Source organism: Nostoc sp. FACHB-190, assembly GCF_014696905.1.
Classification (GTDB): Bacteria; Cyanobacteriota; Cyanobacteriia; order Cyanobacteriales; family Nostocaceae; genus Nostoc_B.
In genome coordinates this window covers 17,378-39,791 of the sequence record NZ_JACJQW010000039.1, presented here as the reverse complement: position 1 = coordinate 39,791, position 22,414 = coordinate 17,378, and the positions used below count along the sequence as shown (strand labels likewise).

The following is a 22,414-nucleotide window of genomic DNA, read 5'->3' as shown; positions in this document are numbered from 1 at the left end:
CTTTTATTTTTCGTAATGTTGATTGTGCAAGAAAGTGGAGATGATTTTATTAAGAAAATGGTTCATTTCTCACTATTTCTAACCTATTTCCGTTGCCTGGAAAAACTTCAAATTTACTCATCCATTCTTCATAAGCTATACCTTTAGGGTTAAGATTATCATAAACGATATCCTTATTACCCATCCTAACAACAATTGCTTCATGAAAACCATCAGTTGAAATTGGTTCTTCTATATCTCCATAAGCAATCCTACCAAATACACCTTTTTTACCAGCAGTTGTTTCTAGGCGAATATGTCTTCCTGGAATATTATATTTAGTCAGTTCTGCCTTTAAGACTTGAGCGCATTCATCACAAGTACCAATCCGAATTAGTCCTCTACTTGATAAAGTCTTGCTAGTAAGACGGCTTAATGAATTGGCGTACCTTGCTATAAAATTAGACGATACAATTAATGAACCATAAATTACAGGAGCAGCAAGCAATAGCCCAATAGCAATAGCACTGTCTTCAAGAAAATCTCCTGGGGTATAGTCTCCTCTTAGAGTTGCTAATACAAGTTTTCCACCATTATCAGTTTGCATTCCTGCCAAAACGTTACGAATTGTATCAGCAGCAGCCATTTCACCCATTGTAAATAAGCCAGTTGGATCGACACTATTTACCGGATTGTTATGGGCATAAATATATTTATGTAGTGTTAATACCTCAGCAATTCTTCCCTCATAATCATCTTTTCGTGTAAATCTTCCAGTATCGGCATCATAATACCTTGCCCGATTGTAATAATCTCCCAAGGCTTGATCGAACTGTTCTCCAGCAAACAGGTATTTATTCTCTACCCCACCAGTAGAGTTGATTAATTTACCGTAAGCCTCATAATCGTAAGTATTAACAACAGTACCTTGCTCATTAGTCAACACCCGCGTACTACCCAAGCCATCAACATGGTAGAAAGTGCGGCTGTTACTCTGTTCCTGAGCAATCAAGTCATTGCCATAAACATACTCCACCTGCACAGAACTATTAGGAGAATATTCTTCTAAAACCTGTGCATACGGTTGCATTTCATCAATCAGATACCGGGTTTCAACTCCATTAACCGTTGATGTAACCCGAATACCACTGTCGTTATACCGATACTGCATTGATTGTTGTGTTGCGCCGTTGGCATCTTTTACCCTTGCAGCAATCAACTGATTTTCGTAATCCCAGGTGTATTCAGTTGTAATGCCATTTTCGGTCTTGGTTAAGGTATTGCCATTATGATCGTAAGTATAATTAACAACTACCTGTTGATTCACTGTCTCATTTAACAGTCGGTCATTGGCATCGTAGGCGTAGTTAGTAATAGTTGTAGTACCGTTGACAGTTTCATTCTTAGTAAGGCGATTGCCTACCTTATCGAATGTGTAATCGTAGATGTGATCGCCGTTAACTGCATCAGTGATTTTCTCTTGAGTCAACCTATATAAAGCATCGTAAGCATAATCAACAGTACGTCCATTATGTTCTACAACTTTAGTACGATTGCCCACTTTGTCCAGTGTGTAGGTATAGCTTGAGAAAACAGTATCACCCTTACGATTTTCTAGATATTTGAGGTGATAGAGGTCGTCATATTGACGAATCTCTTGCGTACCATTGGCAAAAGTGGTACGCACCAGATTACTTACTGCATCATAGTCATAATCTGCTGTAACAGATCCATCTTCAATTACTTGGTCAAGGCGGTTGCGAACATCAAATGTGTAGTTAACTGTACCGGATGCAGTAGTAACTGAAGTGCGATTACTTGCAGCATCGTAGGTATAACTAATACTGCGGCTCACGCCAGCAATATTATCTGTGCGCTTGACGAGGCGATCGCGCTCATCGTAATCATAATCGTAAGTTGCAGTAGTTTGACCATTTGCATCAACAAAAGTGATAATGTCTTGTAATCCTACTGTTGTATAAGCATACGTTACTTTCGATCCATCCTGGAACTGCTTCGAGGTCATCCAGTTCATGGGATTGTAACTGTAGGTTATGGTATTACGGTTAAAATCCGTGTACGTCTTCAGGTTGCCAACTGCATCATAAACACTATCGGAACGCTGATCCATTGGCAAGATTACTGCTGTGCGACGACCAACACCGTCATATTCATACTCAGTGCGATGATCGTTAGCATCCTCTATCCAAATCAGATTACCAACTTCGTTATAACTATACTCAGTCCAATCCTGAAGCGCATTCTTCACTCCAGTTAGGCGACCCAGCGTATCATAGCGATATTCAGTCCGCTTGTCATTCTGGTCAGTCATTGCAATGCGCCGACCTAAGTTGTCGTATTCGCTGGTAGTGTACGTTTTATCGTTAAACTCAGTTCTGGTCAACCGTCCTAGATCATCATACTTAAACGTAGTAGTATGATTGAAAGCATCTGTTTGGGCAATTCGCTGCCCTGCTTTGTCATATTTATAAGTAGTGCGGGGATTGTCATTTAAAGTATTTGGTGTATCGTCGGCATAAATAACTTCAATCTGCCGCCCTGCCGCATCATAGCGGAACTCGGTTCTATTACCCCTCTCATCAATTTGCGCCTTAACCAAGCCATCTGTGTAATACTCAATCCGAGTTCTAGGATTATCATCCCAATTACTTGGCGTGTTGTCTGGAACAATAGTTTCAAACAATCGACCGACATCATCGTAAACAAAGCGCGTTTCTCTTCCAGCTTTATCAATGGTGGCTATCGTGCGCCCAGCTGCATCGTAGCGACTGATATCTCGCAAGTTATCAAATGGATTATCAGGAGTGTTGTCTGCATAAATAGTTTCTACCAGTTCACCCCTCTCGTTGTACTTATATTCAGTCCGGTGCTGAAGCGCATCAATTATAGCAATCTGCTTACCGTTAGCGTCGTATTCGTAAGTAGTTGTATGATTTTCAGCATCGGTCATAGTCCTCATGCGACCGTTATCATCATACGTCCACCTTGTTAATAGCTCCCGTACTTGGCCGTTAGCCAGAGTCATGTATCTTGTCTCGGTCAGCTTGTCACCATTACGGTTGTAAGTGTATTTGGTGACATTGCCCAAAGCATCTGTTACTTGTGTAACGTTGCCGTTTGAGTCATAGTCAAAACGGGTAGTCTGCTTATTGGCATCTGTGACTGAAGTTAGCTGACCATCGCCGTCATAGCCGTAGCTTGTGACCTTACCAAGTGCATCTTTACTAGCACTCAAGTTTCCATAACTGTCGTACACGTTGATACTAGTACGCCCCAAGGCATCAGTCTGTGTCAACAAGCGACTGTAAGCACCATAGGTATTACGAGTAACATTACCTAGCGCATCTTCTTGAGTCAATAAATTATTCTTGTTGTCGTAAGTATATTTTGTTGTAAAACCATTTGGGCCAGAACGATCTGAGATAACGGTTTCTTCCAGAACATTATTGTCATCATCATACTTACGTTTGGTAATCTGACCCTCAGCGTCAATTTCAGTGAGAATATTGCCACGAGTATCGTATTCGTAGATAGTGGCATGACCAAGTTGGTCTAGTACAGTCTGTCTGGAATTGCTGGGGTCATAGGACATTTCCACCTTCTGACCGTTAACATCCACAATCTCCTTCAACCGTCCGTCATCACCGTACTCATTGCGGATACCAGACCGGTTGAGTGGATCAATGATTTTGTCCAGGTAGTGCGATCGCTGTTGGTTGTACTCCATTTTGGTAGTATTACCTTCACGGTCGGTAACACTCACCAAATCGCCCTTCGCATCGTAGGTGTACCGAATGAGTTCACCCATTGGGTCTTTAACCGCAGCAATCCGCCCCTGAGCATCTCTCTCGAAAGTAACCTGCTTACCACTGGAACTGTAGATACCGTCATCCGTATACGTCAGCTTATTACCATTAGTATCAGTGACAGTCAACAAATCACCAGTCTGCGCGTCAATTTCGTAAACTATGCCTTCTTTCGTAGTAAGCACGTACACGTTACCGAAATTAACATCAGCCGGATTGTAATTTAGACCACCGTTCAAACCAACATACTCATCAGTCCCATCCTTCCGCAGAATCCGCGCACTCTTCACAGTGAGGGTGCTGGTAACGCCTTTGTCACCAACAAACGCAGGTTTGTAAACTGTACTATTAACACCACCGATCGCACTCGCCAATCCAAATATCGGGTCAACAGTAGGACGGAAAGTAAAGGCTTCTCGTTTTCCTCCAGGTAAAGTAATATAAACCCGTGTTCCATCCTTAAACGCCGACTGGTAGCCCAGTAGTTGCTCCTCCTCACTCGGCGATCGCAAACTAGTCCGTAAATCAGTATCCCTAAACTCCATCCGCCACCCATACCCAAAGTCATCAGTAATACCCGAAGTGAGCGTGTCATAGGTGCGAGTGAGAGTAATGGGTATACCAGTCACAGGAACAGTCAAGTCAGTAAACGACAGCCTAAAATTCCCCAGTTTCAGTTCCCCAGCAACATCCACCACTTCCTCGGAGTACGAAATATTACCGCCGTTGTCAGCCACTTCCAGCCTGAGAATATAGCTGTCATTCTGCAACAAGGACGGGTCGAATTTTCCGAGAACACCGTTAGCAATCGCACTAGGGTTATCGACAAATAATATTTCCCTAAACTCGCCACCAGCAACAGGCGCAACTAGTAGGCGGTAATAATCTAACTGCCCATCATCGGAAATCGACCCCCTAATATCAATCGGTGCTGTGACTAAACTACCGGCGATCGCACCCAAATTCAAACTGACTTCAGGTGCATTCAAGTCACTGGTATCAATTACTGCCACATCGAATGTTGCCTGCCCGATATTCCCTGCTGTATCTGTTGCGATCGCTTGAGCAAAGATTGTCCCGGCTGTGGTTGGCGTAAATCTCGCCATCCCATTGGTATCAAGTACCACAGCATTTCCATTGACCAGCAGTTGCAAACCAGCAACCCGAATATTATCAGTGGCTTTAGCCTGGAAGATGACTGTCTCACCTTGATTAACCGTGTCATAATTAGCTATCAGCCTAACTAGTGGTGCTTCAGTATCAGCCGCCACCGCTAAATCGTATTCCTGCGGAGTGGACACGATACCATCGCTGACAGTCAACACAATGCGGTGTGTGCCAATATTGCTAACGGTCGGATTCCAGCGCAGTCTGCCTAGTATATCAAGTGTGATGCCTTTGTCACGGGATGCTTGGTCGAGGGTATAGGTGAGGCGATCGCCATCCACATCTGCGGCTATCACATCATAAGCATAAGCACTCCCCGGAGTAGCAGTTAACACAGGATTAGACCGAATAAAGGGAGCATTATTCACCCGTGCAGTCAAGTTGAACCCCTGTGCAGCCCCCAATCCACCATCATCAACTGCCCCAACGACAATCCTGTAATTACCAGCAACAGGGTTATTCCAAGTCAACAACCCAGTGGTCGAGTCAATAGTAATACCAGTAACACCAGCAGGGACAGAGAGAAGTTGGTACGTTAGGCGATCGCCTGCATCTGGGTCAGTTGCTTGCACTTGGTATTGGTAAGCACTGCCAGTATTAGCGACGTAAACGGGAGTAGACGTAATACTGGGAGCGTGATTGATATCAATTCTCTTGAGTTAGCTGTGAGAGTAATTCCTGCACTTGCTCTGGCGTTAACCCTGTGACTCGCACAATTGTCTCAGTTGCGATCCCCTCACGTAGTAAATTCGCAGCAATCTCTTTTTTTGTTTTTTGGGCAGCTTTTTCTTCCCAACTAGTAACAATTTCCATAATTTCCTCCTGCTGTGTTAACCCCATTGTATCGATAGCCGCTTGAAAAACTTGCTCTTCGACTGCATCCAGACGCAAATAAGTATCCACAAACCCAGAAATCAATTGCATTCGGGCTGGGTCTAATTTTAAGGTTGCCAGCAATCGCAAACATTCTGCTTTTACCTGCGGACGCTCTTGTTTGGGAATATTCATTTTCGACATCAATGCTGCGGCTACTGGATTAGGTTGAGTGAGAAAATCCCGCCAGCTTAAACGGTTTAATTGAATGGCTGCAAATTGAAATTCTAGTACATTTAAGTCTGGAAACGCCACGCGATAAATTTGCGGTTCTGCACGCTTTGGTTCATCAAAAGAAAAAATTACCACTGGATAAATTGGTAAGTCGTATTTCTCATGCAGCCGAGCAAAATACTTAAACATCCGCTTTGCAAAGATTTTTTCAGTATAAGATTGATTCTCGACATGAATTAAAAAACAAGTTTTCTGCCCTTGGTAACGCACTTGCGCCAGTAAATCAATTTCTTTCTTTTCGCCAGAGGTAACATCGGTAAACACTTCTTGGGGTAAAAACTGAATGGAATCTCGGTCTATTTGACTAGATACTTGCGGTAAAAATAAATCGAGAAATTCCACAAAAAAGGTAGATAATAATTCTTTGAATAATCTGTCATGGTCAATCATAATTTATTGTCTAAGTTATTCATAGCAACTATGCAAATACTATACCTTAATCAAGGGTAAATTAAGTTTTTATATTAGTTGAAGAAGAAGTCAGAAGTCAGAAGTCAGAAGTCAGAAGTCAGAAGTCAGAATGTTATTAGTGTGGGATTCAGACCCGCCACTAATTGTAGACTGCTAAATTTTTAATTTAGCTGGGGTCTTAAACCCGCTTTTTCATCCACAACTCGTGTAGAATTCATACTGAATTCTGACTCCTGACTCCTGAATTCTGTTCGATAAAATAAAAAATAGCGACTCAATCTTGGAATCGCCTTTTTCTAATTAATGTTTTTGTCTGTAATATAATTAACCCACCAAATACCTAATAGCTTGTTGATCCAAAGATGCAATTAGATTTCTAATTCTGCGGGGAGGATTTTGAAGGAATCGCTTCAAATCTCGGCTTTTAATTTGGTATTGATGCACAGATGGTTTGATAGCTTTGAGCCAGCCACGCTTTACCCAAGCAGCAACAGTACCAGAATCTACCTGCAATACTTTAGCGACTTCATTACAACTGTAGTTATCAAGGGTAGGACGTACAGAGTAACCTAGCGAATGAAGCTTTTTCCTGATTCCTTCGAGACTACGATTGTACCCTCGTCTTTTCAAGCGAAATGCTATTTGTTTTGGCGTGTAAGATTCTGCCATTTCTTCTAAAGTTTCTATCTCTTGGGGAGTCCATTTTCTGCTCATAAATAAACCTCCAAAACATATAAAAACAGCATTAATGTTGTGTTTGGCAATCCAAAGGTGAATCGCCTTTAGTGGGTTTAATTAAGCTGATTCTGCACTTGGAATGATGTCTATGCTTCTGTTTTCGATACTGGCAGGCTGTTGCTTTAATTCCAGTTCCATTTGCAAATAAGAAAGCGCACTTTGAGCATCACCAATAGTCAGGTCGGGGTGATAATCTAGTTGTTGGAAATCAGAGTGTTTTGCAATTTCTCTGATGACAAATTTTGCCGCATCAATCAATTTGTGTAATTCTGGAGGAGATATTGAAGACTGATGCTCTATCTGATTATTTGCCTGTGTTTGGGTAGTAGATTCAGTTGACACAACACTCATACCAACTGCTTTTAATTCGTGTTTCAGCAATTTAACTTGGCGCAAGTGGTTGCTGATTTCTGCCTCTAAAACTGCCTTTAATTCCTCTGGTGAGAGCAGTTTTATTTCATCCTCAAGCCGAGTTTGTTCATCTTCAGTATTCTTGTTAGGCAGTAGAACATAACGCCAACCTGCACCATATTCGTCAGCTAGAAAAGTATTTTGGGCGTAATACTTCATGCCAATGATTTGACCCCGTTCCGTCCGTTGCCCAAAAGCAAATCTGGGGTATTGCCAACCCTGGGGAATTGATATTGTTGCTTCCATTGTTCTAATTGGTTAATAAATGAAGAGAAAAAATTAGGAATCAGAAGAATATTCGCTTCTGATTCCTGAATGTTGATTTACGCAGCGACTAGCTCTAGCATTGACTCATACTCCTGTAGCCGTTCCCATTGCACACTCGTCAGTTGGTCAAATGGCAGGTCTAGCAAATGGTCGTAATCATCGATTTCAGGAAGAGTTACGCTATCCACCATTGACAGCCAGTAGACAGCATCCATTTCCGAATCACACAAGACCTGTTCCTGATTGCCTTCAGATGCTCTGATAAACCACCATTGGCCATCTGTGCAACCTGCTTCGCCTAATTTCTCGTCGCCTCTGTAAATTCCATCGTCAAGCAACTCAAGACCAAAGTTTTCACAAGCCTGAGCAATCTGTACCATAATTTCGTTACCAGTTGTAGTGACTGGGGTTTCTGGTTCTTGTACAGGTAAAGAACCATTTTTGTGATGTGTGCAGATGTAGCGGTAGCACTTTGCCCAAGCATTAGCTCTGAATTCTTCTTTACCGTTGACCAATACAAGCCAAGGTTGAGTGACAAAATCGTTGCTGTCGTAGGTGATTTTGGCTATCAGTTGACCATTGAAGTAGATTTCGTGATCGTAAAAACTGATTTCAATGCTGGTGTATTCTTCGGGAGCTACAGCTTGTGTTTGTGCTTCGAGATGGCTGTATAACTCTGCCTGTGCTGCGGCTTGCTCATCTATTGGGGTGCGGTTGAAGCTTATGGGTGCTTGCTGTGTATCGGTTGTGTAGGTCATAATAGATATTCCTTTGATAAAAGGTAGAAAGGCGATCGCTGAGTTTGCGAGACTGGTGCGGTCGTCTTTTGTTTTGATATATCTATAATAACAACTCAGAGTACAAAATTCAACTAGTAGTGCAAATATTTTTTGTAACTTCAACACGCAACTCAGACATAATTTCAATCAGTTCTACACCAAGGGTTTTAGCGATTGCTGTGATAATTTTTGTGGAAACAGAGGCAGCTTCGCCATTTTCCAGCTTTCTGATGTATTCTTGAGAGCATTCTACCTGCTGGCTAAAAAGTGCATCTGCAATTTCGCGTCTAGACTTCTTGCCACGCAATGATCTTAAGTTATTCCCACATTCTTTATTCCATGCAAGCATAACAACCCAATCCAGGGGAACCATAATTACCTCCTTTGTATTTTTTACTTTTATATTTGCACTTTCAGTTGTCATGTGGCAATATATTTTTGTACTACGAGTTCAACTAACCAGCTCAGTTATACAGGAATTCATAGACGGCAAGAGCATTTCAGCCGTCAAATTGGGTTGTCAATTTATTTTAAGGAGATGATGGCAAAAAATAATTCCCTTTTTTAAGGGGAATCGAAGGTGGTTGCTGATAGTACGGCAGTTTTCATTTGCATTAACCAATTTTTGGTATTTAGGTAATGCCATGCTGACACTAGACCGCAAACAAACATTAGTACCCAGCTACAGCACTCTCAACACCAGCATTCAAGAAACATTCGCCGCCATTGACCGCTTTGAGTGGCAAGCGATAGAAGAATTGTGCTTGATGTGCAATAACTCCTATTACAAAGATGCTGGGTATAAGAGTTTTGAGAGTTACTGTAATGAAGAGTTGACCAAATACGGAGGATACCGAAGGGTTAGAGATTTACTCACTGCTAAGAAAGTAGTTGATTCTCTTCCCGACGAACTAAAGGACAAAATCACTAAACCCTCTCAAACCCGACCCTTACTAAAACTGGTCAAAACTCCCGACAAATTGCATGAAGCCGTTGCGATCGCAGCCAAAGAAAAACCCTTCCCTACCGCCGCAGACTTTGCCAAAGCAGTACAAAAGGTTGTGCCAAAGGTCGTAAATCCTGCTGAGAACGATACTACAGCCGAAGATTCAAAAACGCAATTGTGTCATTCGGTTAGGGTTTCATCACAATCTCACCCTAGATGTGGAGAAGAGGGAGTAATTGAGTCAGAACCACCAAACCCCACCCAGCAGATTGTCACATTTGCTGATGGTGAGAGGCTGTTGGTGAACAATGATGATTTGACTAACTTCAGTAATGACGCAATTGTGTCATTTAGCAATGAAAGAACTTACCCCAAAGAATATGCTGATGCGATCACACAACTAAAGCAGCAACACCAGCAGGAATTAGAACGGCTGGAGCAGGACTTGAGGATTGGCCTACTCTCAGAAGCCACAGCCATCGCAGAAGCACGAGTACAAGAACAACTTTCCTCTGTGCAGAAACTGTTTCAACAGCAGAAGGAGCATAACATCCAATTGCAGCAACGGCTAGACGAGATGGAGGGGCTAAGGCAGTTGGAGCTTGAAAACCAGCGACTACAACAACGGATTCAGGAGTTAGAGAACGCTGTACAACAAAGACCTGCTCAAGAGTGGGGTAATACTCTAACCAAACAGGCTACCAAGGCACTGAATAAAGAAGTCAAGCGATCGCTCGACCGAACCATTGACCTGCGATCGCTGGCTGTTGAACCACCCAAAGAAAATGCCCAAGAATGCTTACGGCTCATGGGTATAGCTTTGGGGAATCTCGCTAGCGCAATGAACAATACCCAAGCTTTGCAAGCTGCGGCTGTGCTTTTGGGCAGTGAACCAACACCATCTGCGATCGCATATCGAGCCGAACAATTGCAATTATTACCCCAAGCAGTTAGCGATATTCGACGTGTGCTGGCCAAACCTGGGTGTAGTTGGTGGGATTATCTGGAAGTGGCTACTGAGTATGAGGTTATCAAACAGGACTACTGGGCGGAATTGACACCGCAAGAAACCGAGCTAATCACTGCTTTGGAGAAATCTGGACAACCCCCAAGTATTGGTAATGGTTCTATTGTTGCTCACTCTGACCCCTACTGTGCTTTGTATAACGCCAGAGGTGAAGTCATCGAAGACCTGGGGGATGAAGTGTGGGTGGCTTGGGAGCATTGGAAAGACCAGCCCAAGAAGACAGACCGCTATTTCAAGGATGAACTGCGCTTCTGGCATGAACACAACCAGTAAATAGAACTCACTCTCTACAACCAAAAAACTGGATGCAGCATAGCTCAACTGCTGCTGATATTTTCATGCGCCAAATATCAACAACCACTAAAAATTATGACACCAGAATTTACGCTTGAACTGGCTCAAAATTTGCACAACAGCAACCAGATTATAGATTTTGATTGGGCTTGGTCTGTGCTGGGGTATAGCACCAAGAGCAATGCCAAAAGAATGTTGAGTAGTTACTTTGAACGAAATTTCGATTATTTCGTACAACTCCAAGATGAATCTCTAGAAGCTTTACCATATAAAGTTTTCATCACTTCTGAGGAAAATTCAAAAGCAGGTAGACCAGTCGAAAAAATTTATTTGACAACCGAATGCTTCAAAGAAATGGGGATGCTCTCGAAGAGTGAACAAGGTAGACAGATCCGCAAATACTTTCTGCAATGTGAAGTAATTGCCAAAGAATCAGTCAAGCTAATTCCTCAACTGCAACAACAAATTCAGGAACTACAACAAAATTTCGCCCAATTACAAGCGCAAGTCCAAACGCTACTGCCCCCATCATCTGACTTTATACCCCCCGGCTGGGATTCCGAAATATGGCGATCGCTCCCCCCGCAAGACAAACGCCATTTCCGGTTTTTGTACCGTCGTCGTGGTTTTCGTCCATCCGCCAAAAATGAGCCTCTGGCTTTACCAGCTTTAACTACTGAGCAGCTGAAGCAACGACAACAGGCTGAATTACAGCAATTAGTTGGGGAAGTGTCGCCCGAAGAGAAACAGCGACTACAGGCAGCGAAACTCCAAGCACTCCGCGAATTTTGGTCACAAGCTCCAGAAGAAGACCAAAAAAATATGCCATTTTAAATATTGAGTAAAATATATGACCAGTAAATTAATCACCCCCGAATCCCCTCTGTTAGTTCCGCCGCTACTGGCCTCCGAGATTGGTTTAGAAGAAGCAGTAATACTCCAGCAGATTCATTACTTTTGTCAAATATCCAAACACATCAAGGGTGATGGCAGGCGTTGGTTTTGGAAGACCCTCACTGATTGGGGTAAAACACTGCCATTCCTCACCATATCAGCCATTAGACGAGCGATCGCCAACTTAAGGGATAATTTTAAGTTGATTGATGTGTGTCGTCACAGTGAGAAGACATGGTATCAAGCCAACTGGTTCACAGTTAACGTCGAGAACGTACAAGCCCTATGGAATCGCATTTGTCAAAATCAGCAGATCGATGTGAGCAATTTGGACATATCGATCTGCTCACTCCCAGCAGATCATATCAAAGAGTTCCCTTCTCAAGAGTTCGCTTCACAACAACACACTGCTGTTGAGCTTGAAAAAACTGAGGAAGTGAAAACCGAGATTTTGGAATGTGACCAGGAATCAGAGTTACCCCAAATTACTCACTTCGTTGATGAACCAGAACAAGATGACTCGACTAACGAGATAGATACTCATGAGGGTCATTCTTCCGCAGCCTCGGTTGCGTCAAATTTTCAATCAAGAGACTCTAGTGATGATGATTACACTGAACCACAAGAAAAGTCAGTACAGCCCAGTCAGCAGGAGGTTCAGGATGTATTGCAGCAGCTACGAGAAATCCCCTGTACACTACACTTCCGGTTAAACGGAGAGATTCAGCGCACAGTCAAGCGGTATTGGGAAAATGTTCCGGGCGCGATCGCCTATCTCAAAGAAGCGTTACGAAATTGGAAAGGGGTTAAGTCACCGGAAGCTGTGTTTGTAGCTGCTTGCAAGGAGGGGCGGAAACCGGAATCCACGCAGGTTCAATCTGCTGTAAAAGAATGGTTTGAGTGGGCGAGGCGGGAGAGAATTGTGATTGCGATGTCAGGGGAGGTTGTGTATACGGCGGATGGTGAGGCGGTGGTGTTGCAGGAGATGATGCGGCGGTGTCCGGTGGGGGAGTTATAACACAAGGAACCTGGTAAAGTTTCCGCAATTGCAAATTGGTTGCGTTAGTAGGGAATTGGAAAATTGGAATGAGTAGTGATCTGCTGTTTTTCTGAATGACGCTTACTTTAATGATATATTAATCTTATTTGTTCCCTAACAGCAGCTTTATCATATATTTCCTGCCTGCTGAAGAATTTCAACAACAGCAGGATAGTTGACATTGGCAGCCCAAAAATAATTGTCTTGAGAATGAAGCAAAGCGTAATCTAAAGCACTTTTTCCCTCGCAATCTTTGATATTAATGTCAGCGTTCATTTCAATCAATAATTGAACACAGCTAGGACTGCCAATATTTGCTGCTTCCATTAAGGCTGTCCTTCCATAATTATCTTGAACATTAATATTTGCTCCAGCCTGAATTAAATTTATGCAAATATGAATTCTATTATTACTTTCTCCAACAGCATACATTAATGGAGTTTTACCATCATCATCTCCAATATTTGGATTAGCACCTAATACTAATAATTCTTTTAATATTGATAATCTACTTTTAGCAGATGCTGTAATAAGAGCAGTTAACCCATCTGTATTAGGAGCGTTAATATCTGCTCCTCTAGCAATAATTTCCTTAACTTGGCATAGGTTGTCGTTATCAACTGCATCAGTAAGAACATTAATTTGTGGATTAGCTAACTGTTCTCTTGACTTTATACGTATACCAACTAATAAACGTTCTCTTGTCCCCTCTCTCAATTCAGGGTTGGTCAATGAATATAAGTAATTATAGACTTCTTCATGACCACCTTCTGCGGCTCCTTGTAGAGCATAATTTCCACTCCACAGACAATTAACATCCGCACCAGCTTCAACTAATAGTTTGACCATATCTATATTTCCATTACAAGCAGCAGAAAATAGTGGTGTGTAATTATCATCAGATTTCAATGGATAATTTACGTCTGCACCACCTTCAAGTAGTACTTTTACTATAGGTAAATTTCCTGTCATAACAGCACGCTCAAGAGGTATACCATCCAACAACTCAAAGTTTACATCTAATCCTGCTTTGACAAAGAGTCTAACGATTTCTAAAAGTTCTTTATCTACTGCTTCAATCAGAGATTGATAAGCATTGTCAGGAGTTATTTGATAATTCGATACTAGCTCTTTAACTCTTTGAATATCGTTCGACTGTACAGCATTTAACAGTAAAAGAGAATCTAACAGCATATTCTATAAACCAAAATCAAGTAGAGATAAAACAACACCGAAATTCTTCAAAGCATATTTCTCATAATGGTTTTCTTCATCTTCCGTCAATTTTTTTACACTTAAATACAAGGCAAATGGAGCATAAGTATGGCCTCCACCAGTTCTTGCGACTGCCTTAAGACTTCCACTACCTACACCAGGATATTTTGTATATGTTAAAATCCTTTTTAACTGAGTATCATTCTGTACTTTTATTTGTCCAGCATCAAATTTAATATCTCCAATTAGATATGCTGGAGGATTTTTATCTGTATCTACAGGTTCACCCTCTTTAAAAATAAAGTCAGGATAAGAGAAGCTTGTTGGTTTCTTTGCATTCAAATCAATATTATCATTAATGTTAAATCCTTTATATTTTGGTTCCCCTGCGTCATTAATTCCTACTGCAACATATAATTTATCAAGAAAAGGAACATCTTGTAATAATTGACGTACAGAACCCAATAATAAATCTTCAAGTACAAAACCAACATCACCCTTTGGATTAATGAATGGCTGAAAATTAAAGGGAGTAACTGTTTTAATAAAACTGGTCAAGATTTCAGTAGAAATCTCTTTTATTTTATCCTTAATTCCCTCTTGGAATTGATATTTAGTATTTGTTTCTATGGATTCTAAAATTTTATTAATGGCATTAGTAACATTAGCCTCAGTAATAGTAAACATCCCTGTTGGATCGCTATATATGTAGGGATTGTTATACACAAATTGATAGGGATTAAAACTCTCCGGCTCCATCTCCATAATATCCACTGGGTCACGGCTCAAGAATAAGCCTGTTGCAGGATCATAATCTCTCGCCCTAAAGTGATACAACCCACTCTCAGATTCTAACCACTGCCCTTGGAACCTAAAATCACCACCCGCATTACTATCTGTACCACCTACCTGCGAGAGAATATCCCCAAACGCATCATACAGAAACTTACCTGAACTTGCACCACTACCGTCAGCCAATCCTATTACACTACCCATTGCATCGGTGAGGTAGTACACAGCATTGCCGTTAGCATCTAACCGCATGAAGGGACTGCTACCGCCACCGTAAATGTAGTTACTGATGAGATTACCGCTACCATCAGTGATGAGGTCAGTAGATTGTAAGCTACCGCCCATCGCAGGTGCTACCAAGAATCTACGTTCTTGCGTCCTTTCGACTGCTTTAACCCTGTTACCAGCACCATCATAAACATACTGTGTTGTTTCACCAGTTGTTTCATTTTCAACAGTAGTTAAGCGGTCGTAAGTATCGTGGTTTAAATCAAGGACTTTACCATTACGCTCAATCAGCGTTAACCGACCATTAGCGTCATAATCGTAGTTTTCGGTTTCGCCTGCTTCAGTTACAGTATCTAACTGATAGCCTGTTGTGTAATTAAATGTGCGATCGCCTGTGCTTGTTGATTGTACTTGTCGCTTACCAGAGGCATCATAAGTATAGGTAGTTTCATTCAGCAATTGCCCAGCAGCATTGTAGTAAGATTCCTTTTCAACCCGCAGTGCTGAATCATACTCCAATAGCACATAGGAATTATCTTCACGGGTTATCTTGCTGGGTTCGCCAATACCTTCACGTTCATAAGTTACAGATGCCAATACCTGACCTTGTGCGTTTGTGTGAGCAATAGATTTTATTCTATCAAGGTCATCGTATTCATAAGTTGTCTTCACACCATTAGGCAGTGTTCTTTCTTGCAAACGGTTCACGATATCGTACTTCATTCTAGTGATGCCACCAGCAGGGTCTTTTATCCAGCTAAGATTGCCAAAAGCATCGTAGTCATATTCAGTCGTGTACGCTGTTGCAGTAGCAGAACCTTTTTCTGTTAGTGTTTTGATGCGCCCCACAATGTCGTAAGTGTAGCTAATACTGCTACCGTTAGGAGAATCAATCCCTTCAAGACGCTTACTGCTGTCATAGCGATAAGTCGTTGTGCCAGTAGAATCAGTCATTGTCTTGACTGCACCCTCAGCAGTGTAAGTGAAGCTAACACTACCATTAGTAGACGAAGTTTGCGATTTTAACCGCCCAGCCTCATCATAATCGTAAGTTATGGTTTCTCCACTTGGCAATGTTACGGTTTCTAGACGATTATCTACGGTATTGTAAGTCATCTGTTTGAACGCATTATCGCCATAAGTAACTTTTGCCAAATTACCTAGTGCATCATAGTCATACTGTAAAGTTTCACCTGTTGGGGAAGTAATCTTCGCTAACCCATCATCACCATAGTCGTAAATGTATTTGCCATTGCCCAAATCAGTTGCTGTCTTCAAGCGACCTTGAGTATCGTACTCAAATACACGGTCATTGCCACCGATATCAACTACTCTAGTGGGATAATCTTTGGCTTCTTGCAGATTATTGGCATAGAGATATTCCGTTTTCTCGCTAAATTTACTGCCATCACGTAATTGGTAAATTGTTTCTTTCGGCAAGTAATAATCATCAGAGACAGTTGTTGTTCTACGTTCCAATGGGTCAATTACCGTTGTTTGCAAACCGTTGTATTCATAGCGGTAAGTCCGTATTTCCACAGTTGTGTCAACTATGGGATTATTATTGGCATCAAGAATGAGATTACCTGAAGCATTAGTTAAATATTTACCGCTTTCGGTGGAATCTAGACGACCTGTGCGAGAGTTGTAATTGTACCGAGTAAACACCTTCAGGGTATCGACTTCTTCAATTACCCGACCACCTGCATCATATTTTTTGGTAGTGATTGCGCCAGTTTGCAAATCTTTGACGCTGGTTACTCTTCCGGCGGCATCATACCCATATTCAGTAACATCATTACCACTGGCATCAGTTTCTCTCCACAAACGCCCAGCTAGATCGTACTTGAACGTCGGCGTACCACCATCAGCTGTCACCCACCCCGCTAATTTACCATCAGCAGTTAATTTGCGCTCGATTTTACCGATGGTGGGAGCTTCCAGTTTAGTCCAATCACTACCAACACCTTCATAATCGTATTTCACCCAGATGCCATTACCGTAGTCAGCAAATTTCTCTCGTCCCAGCTTATCGTACTCAAAAGTAAAAATCTCATCATCACTGGTGTCATCAGGAGTTCCATTATCTTCCACCATCCGCTTCAGCTTACCATTGGCGTAATACTCCATTGTTGTAATGCTGCCATCCGGGTCGGTAGTTTGAATTACATTACCTTCTTCGTCATATTCGTAGATTGTTGTACCAGTGGAGTCTGTTTCACTTCTGACTAAGCCATTGGCATAATAACTGAACGACTGAATCAGGTTTCCTTTGCCATCCTTCATCGATAGCATTTGACCATAGCTGTCATACTTCATCGTCATGGAAGCACCAGTTGGTGTCACTAACGATGTCATGTTGCCGTACTTGTCGTATGTGTAGTATGAAGTTCCAGGGGTGACAGTGGCACAACCACAATACTGCTCTGTACGTGACTTCAGGTTGCCTTTGTCGTCGTACTCATACTTAGTAACAAGATTATTAGCATCTGTTACTTGCAACAGGTTGTTATTGTCGTCATATACCATGCGGGTTTGATTACCCAGTGCGTCAACAACCCGTACAACATTACCTCTGGTGTCATATTCATAAGTGGTAGGATGTCCTAACACATCCTTAACTGTTTGCAGCGAGTTTGCAGGGTCGTAGTCAATCTCTACAGAATTACCTGTGGCATTTAGTGTTTTCTTCAGCCTACCATCATCACCGTACTCAACTTTTGCACCAGTACGGTTTAATGGGTCGATGATTTCTTTCAAATAATGTGCTTGGGTAGTGTCGTAAACAAAGCGAGTCTCAAATTGTTCTTGATCCTTAACACTTACCAAATCCCCGTTCGCGTTATACTCATATCTGATTAACTCACCCATCGGGTCTTTGACCGTAGCAATCCGCCCCTGTGCATCGCGCTCAAAGGTTACTTGTTTCCCGGCAGAACTGTAGATACCATCATCCGTATAAGTCAGCTTGTTGCCATTTGTATCTGTTACAGTGAGTAAATCCCCAGTCTGCGCGTCAATTTCGTAAACAACCCCTTCCTTGGTCGTTAGCACGTACACATTACCGAAATTGATATCTGCCGGATTGTAATTGATACCACCGTTCAAGCCAATATACTCATCCGTCCCATCCTTCCGCAGAATCCGCGCACTCTTCACAGTGAGGGTACTTGTCACCCCTTTGTCACCAACAAAAGCAGGTTTGTAAACTGTAGTGTTAACACCCCCAATCGCACTTGCCAAACCGAATATCGGGTCAACAGTAGGACGGAACGAAAACGCCTCCCTTTTTCCTCCAGGTAAAGTAATATAAACCCGTGTTCCATCCTTAAACGCCGACTGGTAGCCAATCAACGCATCCTCCTCACTTGGCGGACGCAGAGAAGTTCGCAGGTCGGTATCTCTGAACTCCATCCGCCACCCATACCCGAAGTCATCAGTGATACCCGAAGTGAGGGTGTCATACGTGCGTGTCAACGTGATCGGTATCCCCGTTACAGGCACAGTCAAATCCGTAAACGACAGCCTAAAGTTACCAAGTTTCAACTCGCCAGCAACATCAACAACCTCCTCAACCGTGCTGGCATTATTACCTTGGTCATAGGCAGTTAAACGCAGGATGTACGAGTCATTTTGCAGCAAAGACGGGTCAAATTTGCCTAGTACATTGTTATTGACTGTAGTTGTACCTCGGAAAATTTCTTTGAACTCCCCACCAGCAACAGGCGCGACTTCCAGGGTGTAATACTTGAGATCGTCATCGTTGATAGTACCAACAATATTGACAGGTGCAGTGATTAGACTACCAGCGATCGCACCAAGGTTAAGGCTAACTTCAGGAGGGTTGACACTATCAGGATTGCGGACAATTACATCGAATGTTGCTTGGCTAGTATTACCAGCCGTATCAGTGGCGATCGCAACGGCGTTCAAGTCTTTTAATTCACTAGCTGCCACCCTCGCCATACCGTTAGCATCAAGCACAACCGCATTACCGTTAACAAGCAACTGCAAGCCAGCAACCTTTATGTTGTCAGTAGCTCTGGCTTGGAAGATGACTGTCTCACCTTGATTAACCGTGTCATAATTAGCTATCAGCCTGACTTGTGGTGCTACATCATCAGCCGCCACCACAAGGTCATACTGCTGCGGCGTAGACGTAATGCCATCGCTGACAGATACCACAATGCGGTGAGTGCCAACATTGCTAGTAGTCGGATTCCAGCGCAGTCTGCCCAGTGTATCTAAAGTTATGCCTTTGTCACGGGATGCTTGGTCGAGGGTGTAGGTTAAGCGATCACCATCCACATCCGCCGCAATGATGTCATAAGCATAAGCACTACCAGGGGTAGCAGTTAGCACAGGATTTGAGCGAATCACAGGCGCATTGTTAGCTCGTGCAGTCAAGTTGAACCCTTGTGCCGCACCCAATCCACCATCATCTACAGCCCCAACCACAATCCTGTAGTTACCAGCCACTGGATTACTCCAGGTCAATAACCCAGTAGTCGCATCAATGGTAATACCAGTTACCCCAGCAGGAACGGAAAGCAGTTGGTACGTTAGGCGATCGCCTACGTCCGGGTCAGTTGCTTGGCTTGCACCTGATACTGGTAAGCACTACCAACATTTGCCACATACACGGGAGTAGACGTGATGCTGGGAGCGTGGTTGATATCAATTCTCTTGAGTTAGCTGTGAGAGTAATTCCTGCACTTGCTCTGGCGTTAACCCTGTGACTCGCACAATTGTCTCAGTTGCGATCCCCTCACGTAGTAAATTCGCAGCAATCTCTCTTTTTGTTTTTTGGGCAGCTTTTTCTTCCCAACTAGTAACAATTTCCATAATTTCCTCCTGCTGTGTTAACCCCATTGTATCGATAGCCGCTTGAAAAGCTTGTTCCTCGGCTGCATCCAGACGCAGATATGTATCCACAAACCCAGAAATTAATTGCATTCGGGCTGGGTCTAATCTTAACGTTGCCAGCAATCGCAAACATTCTGCTTTTACCTGCGGACGCTCTTGTTTGGGAATATTCATTTTCGACATCAATGCTGCGGCTACTGGATTTGGTTGAGTTAGAAAATCCCGCCAGCTTAAACGATTGAGTTGAATAGCAGCAAACTGAAATTCCAACACATTGAAATCGCCAAATGTAACGCGATAGTGTTGAGGTTCAGGACGTAATGGTTCATCAAAAGAAAAAATCACCACTGGATAAATTGGTAAATCATATTTTTCGTGCAGTCGAGCAAAATACTTAAACATCCGCTTGGCAAATTCTTTCTTGGTGTAAGACTGATTTTCGACATGGATTAAAAAACAAGTTTCTTGTCCTTGGTAACGCACTTGCGCCAGTAAATCAATTTCCTTTTTTTCTCCAGAAGTGACATCAGTCAACACTTCCTGGGGTAAAAACTGAATTGAATCACGGTCTATCTGGCTGGAAATTTGTGGTAAAAATAAATCGAGAAATTCCACAAAAAAGGTAGATAATAATTCTTTGAATAGTCTGTCATGGTCAATCATAATTTGTTTGTCATCTGAAACATTAATAGCAATTATGCCAGTATTATACCTTGATTAATTAATAGTAAATTAAGTTATTATATTAGATAAAATTAAAAATGTGGCGACTCACTTTTGGAATCGCCTTGTTCTAATTATTGTGCCTTTCTCTGTGAGATAACTACCCCGCCAAATACTTTACAACCTGCGGATCTATCGCTGCAATGTGTTTTCTAATTGACGCAGGCGGGTTCTTAAAAAACTGCTTCAAATCCCGACTTTTGACTTGATAACAACTGGTACAACGCTTTTTAGCTTTTAACCAACCTTGTCTGACCCAATAAGTAACAGTAGTCGGGTGTAAGCAAAGATTTTTTGCAATCTCACTACAACTGTAATTATCTAAAATCGGACGTATAGAATACCCCAAAGAATACAATTTATTCTTATACCAATTCACGGAAAGTGTGATATACGGAAAAGAATAAGTTAAAAACGAACAGGTTCGCCAGGGTGTATGAAATTAGAGATAAAAGAATCAGAAGAAGAATTGTATAAAATGCTGAGTGAACAAAAAACAGCATCAGGAAAAGAAAGAGTGCAAGCGTTATATCTATTAAAAAGTAAACAAGTAAAAAGCATAGCAGAATTGGTCAAAATATTGGCAAGGAAAAGAATTACGCTACAGAGGTGGTTAAGATTATATAGAGAAGGTGGAATCAGTAATCTATTATTAGAAAGAAAAAGCACAGGAAGACCACCAATTATAACAAAAGAAGTCAGAGAGAAATTAGAAAAGGAACTAGAGCAACCAGAAGGATTCAAAAGTTATGAAGAAATTCGGAGACATTTAGAAGCTGTGGAGGGGATAGAAGTTTCATACAAAGTGGTACATGACACTGTGCATTATCAAATGAAAGCAAAGCTAAAAGTGCCAAGACCAGTGGGGATAAAACATGATGCAGAAGCGGAAGAAGAGTTTAAAAAAAAACTACCACAGACTCTGGAAACCATTAAAAAACACTTTATTGCGGCGAGTGAACACAGTCGAAAAATACGATACTGGTGTGGAGATGAAAGTCGGTTAGGATTAAAAACAGAAGTAGGAAGGTTAATTACACTCACAGGAATAAAACCACTAGGACTAATGCAATGGAGAAGAGAAAATTTCTATTTATATGGGTTAGTAGAACCATTAAGTGGAGAATTTTTGATTTGGGAATTCTCGCATTTAAATACTGATTGTTTTAATATATATTTAGAAAAATTCGCAGATAGTTATCCTGACGATATACATATTATTCAACTAGATAATGGTGCTTTTCATTTGAGTCAATATCTGAAAGTGCCAGCCAACATAATTTTGTTATTTCAACCAGCACATACGCCACAAGTCAATCCAATTGAGCGACTATGGCAAGAAATTAAAAAGAATTTGAGTTGGGAATGTTTTGATAATTTAGATGAATTAAGAGCAGTTATCCGTCAACGTCTTGACCAGTTAACTACATCAATTGTTGCTTCTATTACAGGTTATGGATTTATTTTGGATGCTTTATTTGTATCAGGCTTTTCGTGAATTGGTATTAACGGCTGATACTGTGCGATAATAACCGCGTCTTTTTAGCCGAAAAACTATTTGTTCTGGGGTGTACATCTCTGCCATTTCTTCGAGAGTTCCTAGCTCTTTTTCTGCCCATTTAGTACACATTAGTAAACCTCCAAAAAATTTATCAAAATAGGACTAATATTTTTAGTTGCGATTTGTAATTGAATCGCCACCAC

General features: G+C 41.9%; 15 protein-coding genes. 5 read left to right on the top strand and 10 right to left on the bottom strand.

Annotated features, from left to right (window positions below):
* Positions 1-49: 49 nt before the first annotated feature.
* From H6G28_RS37055 to H6G28_RS29090, 6 genes are all read right to left on the bottom strand, one after another.
* The gene (locus tag H6G28_RS37055) at positions 50-5,599 is read right to left on the bottom strand and encodes an RHS repeat-associated core domain-containing protein (protein WP_397330342.1); all 5,550 of its coding nucleotides are present in this window, start codon (positions 5,597-5,599) and stop codon (positions 50-52) included.
* Positions 5,600-5,618: 19 nt separating this feature from the next.
* A complete protein-coding gene (locus H6G28_RS29110; protein ID WP_190676170.1) occupies positions 5,619-6,470 on the bottom strand; it encodes an Rpn/YhgA-type helix-turn-helix domain-containing protein in 852 nt (283 codons plus the stop codon).
* 345 nt (positions 6,471-6,815) lie between these two features.
* The gene (locus H6G28_RS29105) at positions 6,816-7,205 is read right to left on the bottom strand and encodes a helix-turn-helix domain-containing protein (protein ID WP_190676168.1); all 390 of its coding nucleotides are present in this window, start codon (positions 7,203-7,205) and stop codon (positions 6,816-6,818) included.
* 81 nt (positions 7,206-7,286) lie between these two features.
* Positions 7,287-7,886, bottom strand: a complete 600-nt coding sequence (locus tag H6G28_RS29100) for a hypothetical protein (protein WP_190676166.1) — start codon at positions 7,884-7,886, stop codon at positions 7,287-7,289.
* Between the two features lie 77 nt (positions 7,887-7,963).
* Positions 7,964-8,665 carry a hypothetical protein gene (locus tag H6G28_RS29095; RefSeq protein ID WP_190676164.1) on the bottom strand — a complete coding sequence of 234 codons (702 nt, stop codon included), beginning with the start codon at positions 8,663-8,665 and terminating at the stop codon, positions 7,964-7,966.
* Between the two features lie 109 nt (positions 8,666-8,774).
* On the bottom strand, positions 8,775-9,110 hold the full coding sequence (locus H6G28_RS29090) for a helix-turn-helix domain-containing protein (RefSeq protein WP_190676161.1): 336 nt from the start codon (positions 9,108-9,110) through the stop codon (positions 8,775-8,777).
* Between the two features lie 220 nt (positions 9,111-9,330).
* Between H6G28_RS29090 and H6G28_RS29085 the strand changes: the two genes are divergently transcribed.
* The 3 genes from H6G28_RS29085 to H6G28_RS29075 all read left to right on the top strand — a co-directional run bounded on the left by H6G28_RS29085 (position 9,331) and on the right by H6G28_RS29075 (position 12,865).
* Complete coding sequence (locus H6G28_RS29085) at positions 9,331-10,932, top strand: hypothetical protein (protein ID WP_190676159.1); 1,602 nt, start codon at positions 9,331-9,333, stop codon at positions 10,930-10,932.
* Between the two features lie 96 nt (positions 10,933-11,028).
* Positions 11,029-11,787 (top strand): hypothetical protein, encoded by a 759-nt coding sequence (locus H6G28_RS37050; RefSeq protein WP_242049380.1) that lies wholly within the window; start codon positions 11,029-11,031, stop codon positions 11,785-11,787.
* Positions 11,788-11,803: 16 nt separating this feature from the next.
* Complete coding sequence (locus tag H6G28_RS29075) at positions 11,804-12,865, top strand: hypothetical protein (RefSeq protein WP_190676157.1); 1,062 nt, start codon at positions 11,804-11,806, stop codon at positions 12,863-12,865.
* A gap of 150 nt (positions 12,866-13,015) precedes the next feature.
* Here the strand turns inward: H6G28_RS29075 and H6G28_RS29070 are convergent, their stop codons facing one another.
* Complete coding sequence (locus H6G28_RS29070; protein WP_190594503.1) at positions 13,016-14,080, bottom strand: ankyrin repeat domain-containing protein; 1,065 nt, start codon at positions 14,078-14,080, stop codon at positions 13,016-13,018.
* 3 nt (positions 14,081-14,083) lie between these two features.
* Positions 14,084-19,675 carry an RHS repeat-associated core domain-containing protein gene (locus H6G28_RS29065; RefSeq protein WP_397330341.1) on the bottom strand — a complete coding sequence of 1,864 codons (5,592 nt, stop codon included), beginning with the start codon at positions 19,673-19,675 and terminating at the stop codon, positions 14,084-14,086.
* Between H6G28_RS29065 and H6G28_RS37510 the strand changes: the two genes are divergently transcribed.
* A complete protein-coding gene (locus H6G28_RS37510) occupies positions 19,638-19,772 on the top strand; it encodes a hypothetical protein (protein WP_277877390.1) in 135 nt (44 codons plus the stop codon). The genes H6G28_RS29065 and H6G28_RS37510 overlap by 38 nt on opposite strands.
* A gap of 26 nt (positions 19,773-19,798) precedes the next feature.
* Here H6G28_RS37510 and H6G28_RS29060 read toward each other — a convergent pair whose 3' ends face one another.
* Positions 19,799-20,650: an Rpn/YhgA-type helix-turn-helix domain-containing protein gene (locus tag H6G28_RS29060; protein ID WP_190676153.1), complete on the bottom strand. Its 852-nt coding sequence runs from the start codon at positions 20,648-20,650 to the stop codon at positions 19,799-19,801.
* 496 nt (positions 20,651-21,146) lie between these two features.
* Between H6G28_RS29060 and H6G28_RS29055 the strand changes: the two genes are divergently transcribed.
* Complete coding sequence (locus H6G28_RS29055; RefSeq protein ID WP_190676151.1) at positions 21,147-22,208, top strand: IS630 family transposase; 1,062 nt, start codon at positions 21,147-21,149, stop codon at positions 22,206-22,208.
* Here H6G28_RS29055 and H6G28_RS29050 read toward each other — a convergent pair.
* The gene (locus H6G28_RS29050; RefSeq protein WP_190676150.1) at positions 22,194-22,340 is read right to left on the bottom strand and encodes a hypothetical protein; all 147 of its coding nucleotides are present in this window, start codon (positions 22,338-22,340) and stop codon (positions 22,194-22,196) included. The two genes, H6G28_RS29055 and H6G28_RS29050, sit on opposite strands and share 15 nt — an antisense overlap.
* Positions 22,341-22,414 lie beyond the last annotated feature (74 nt).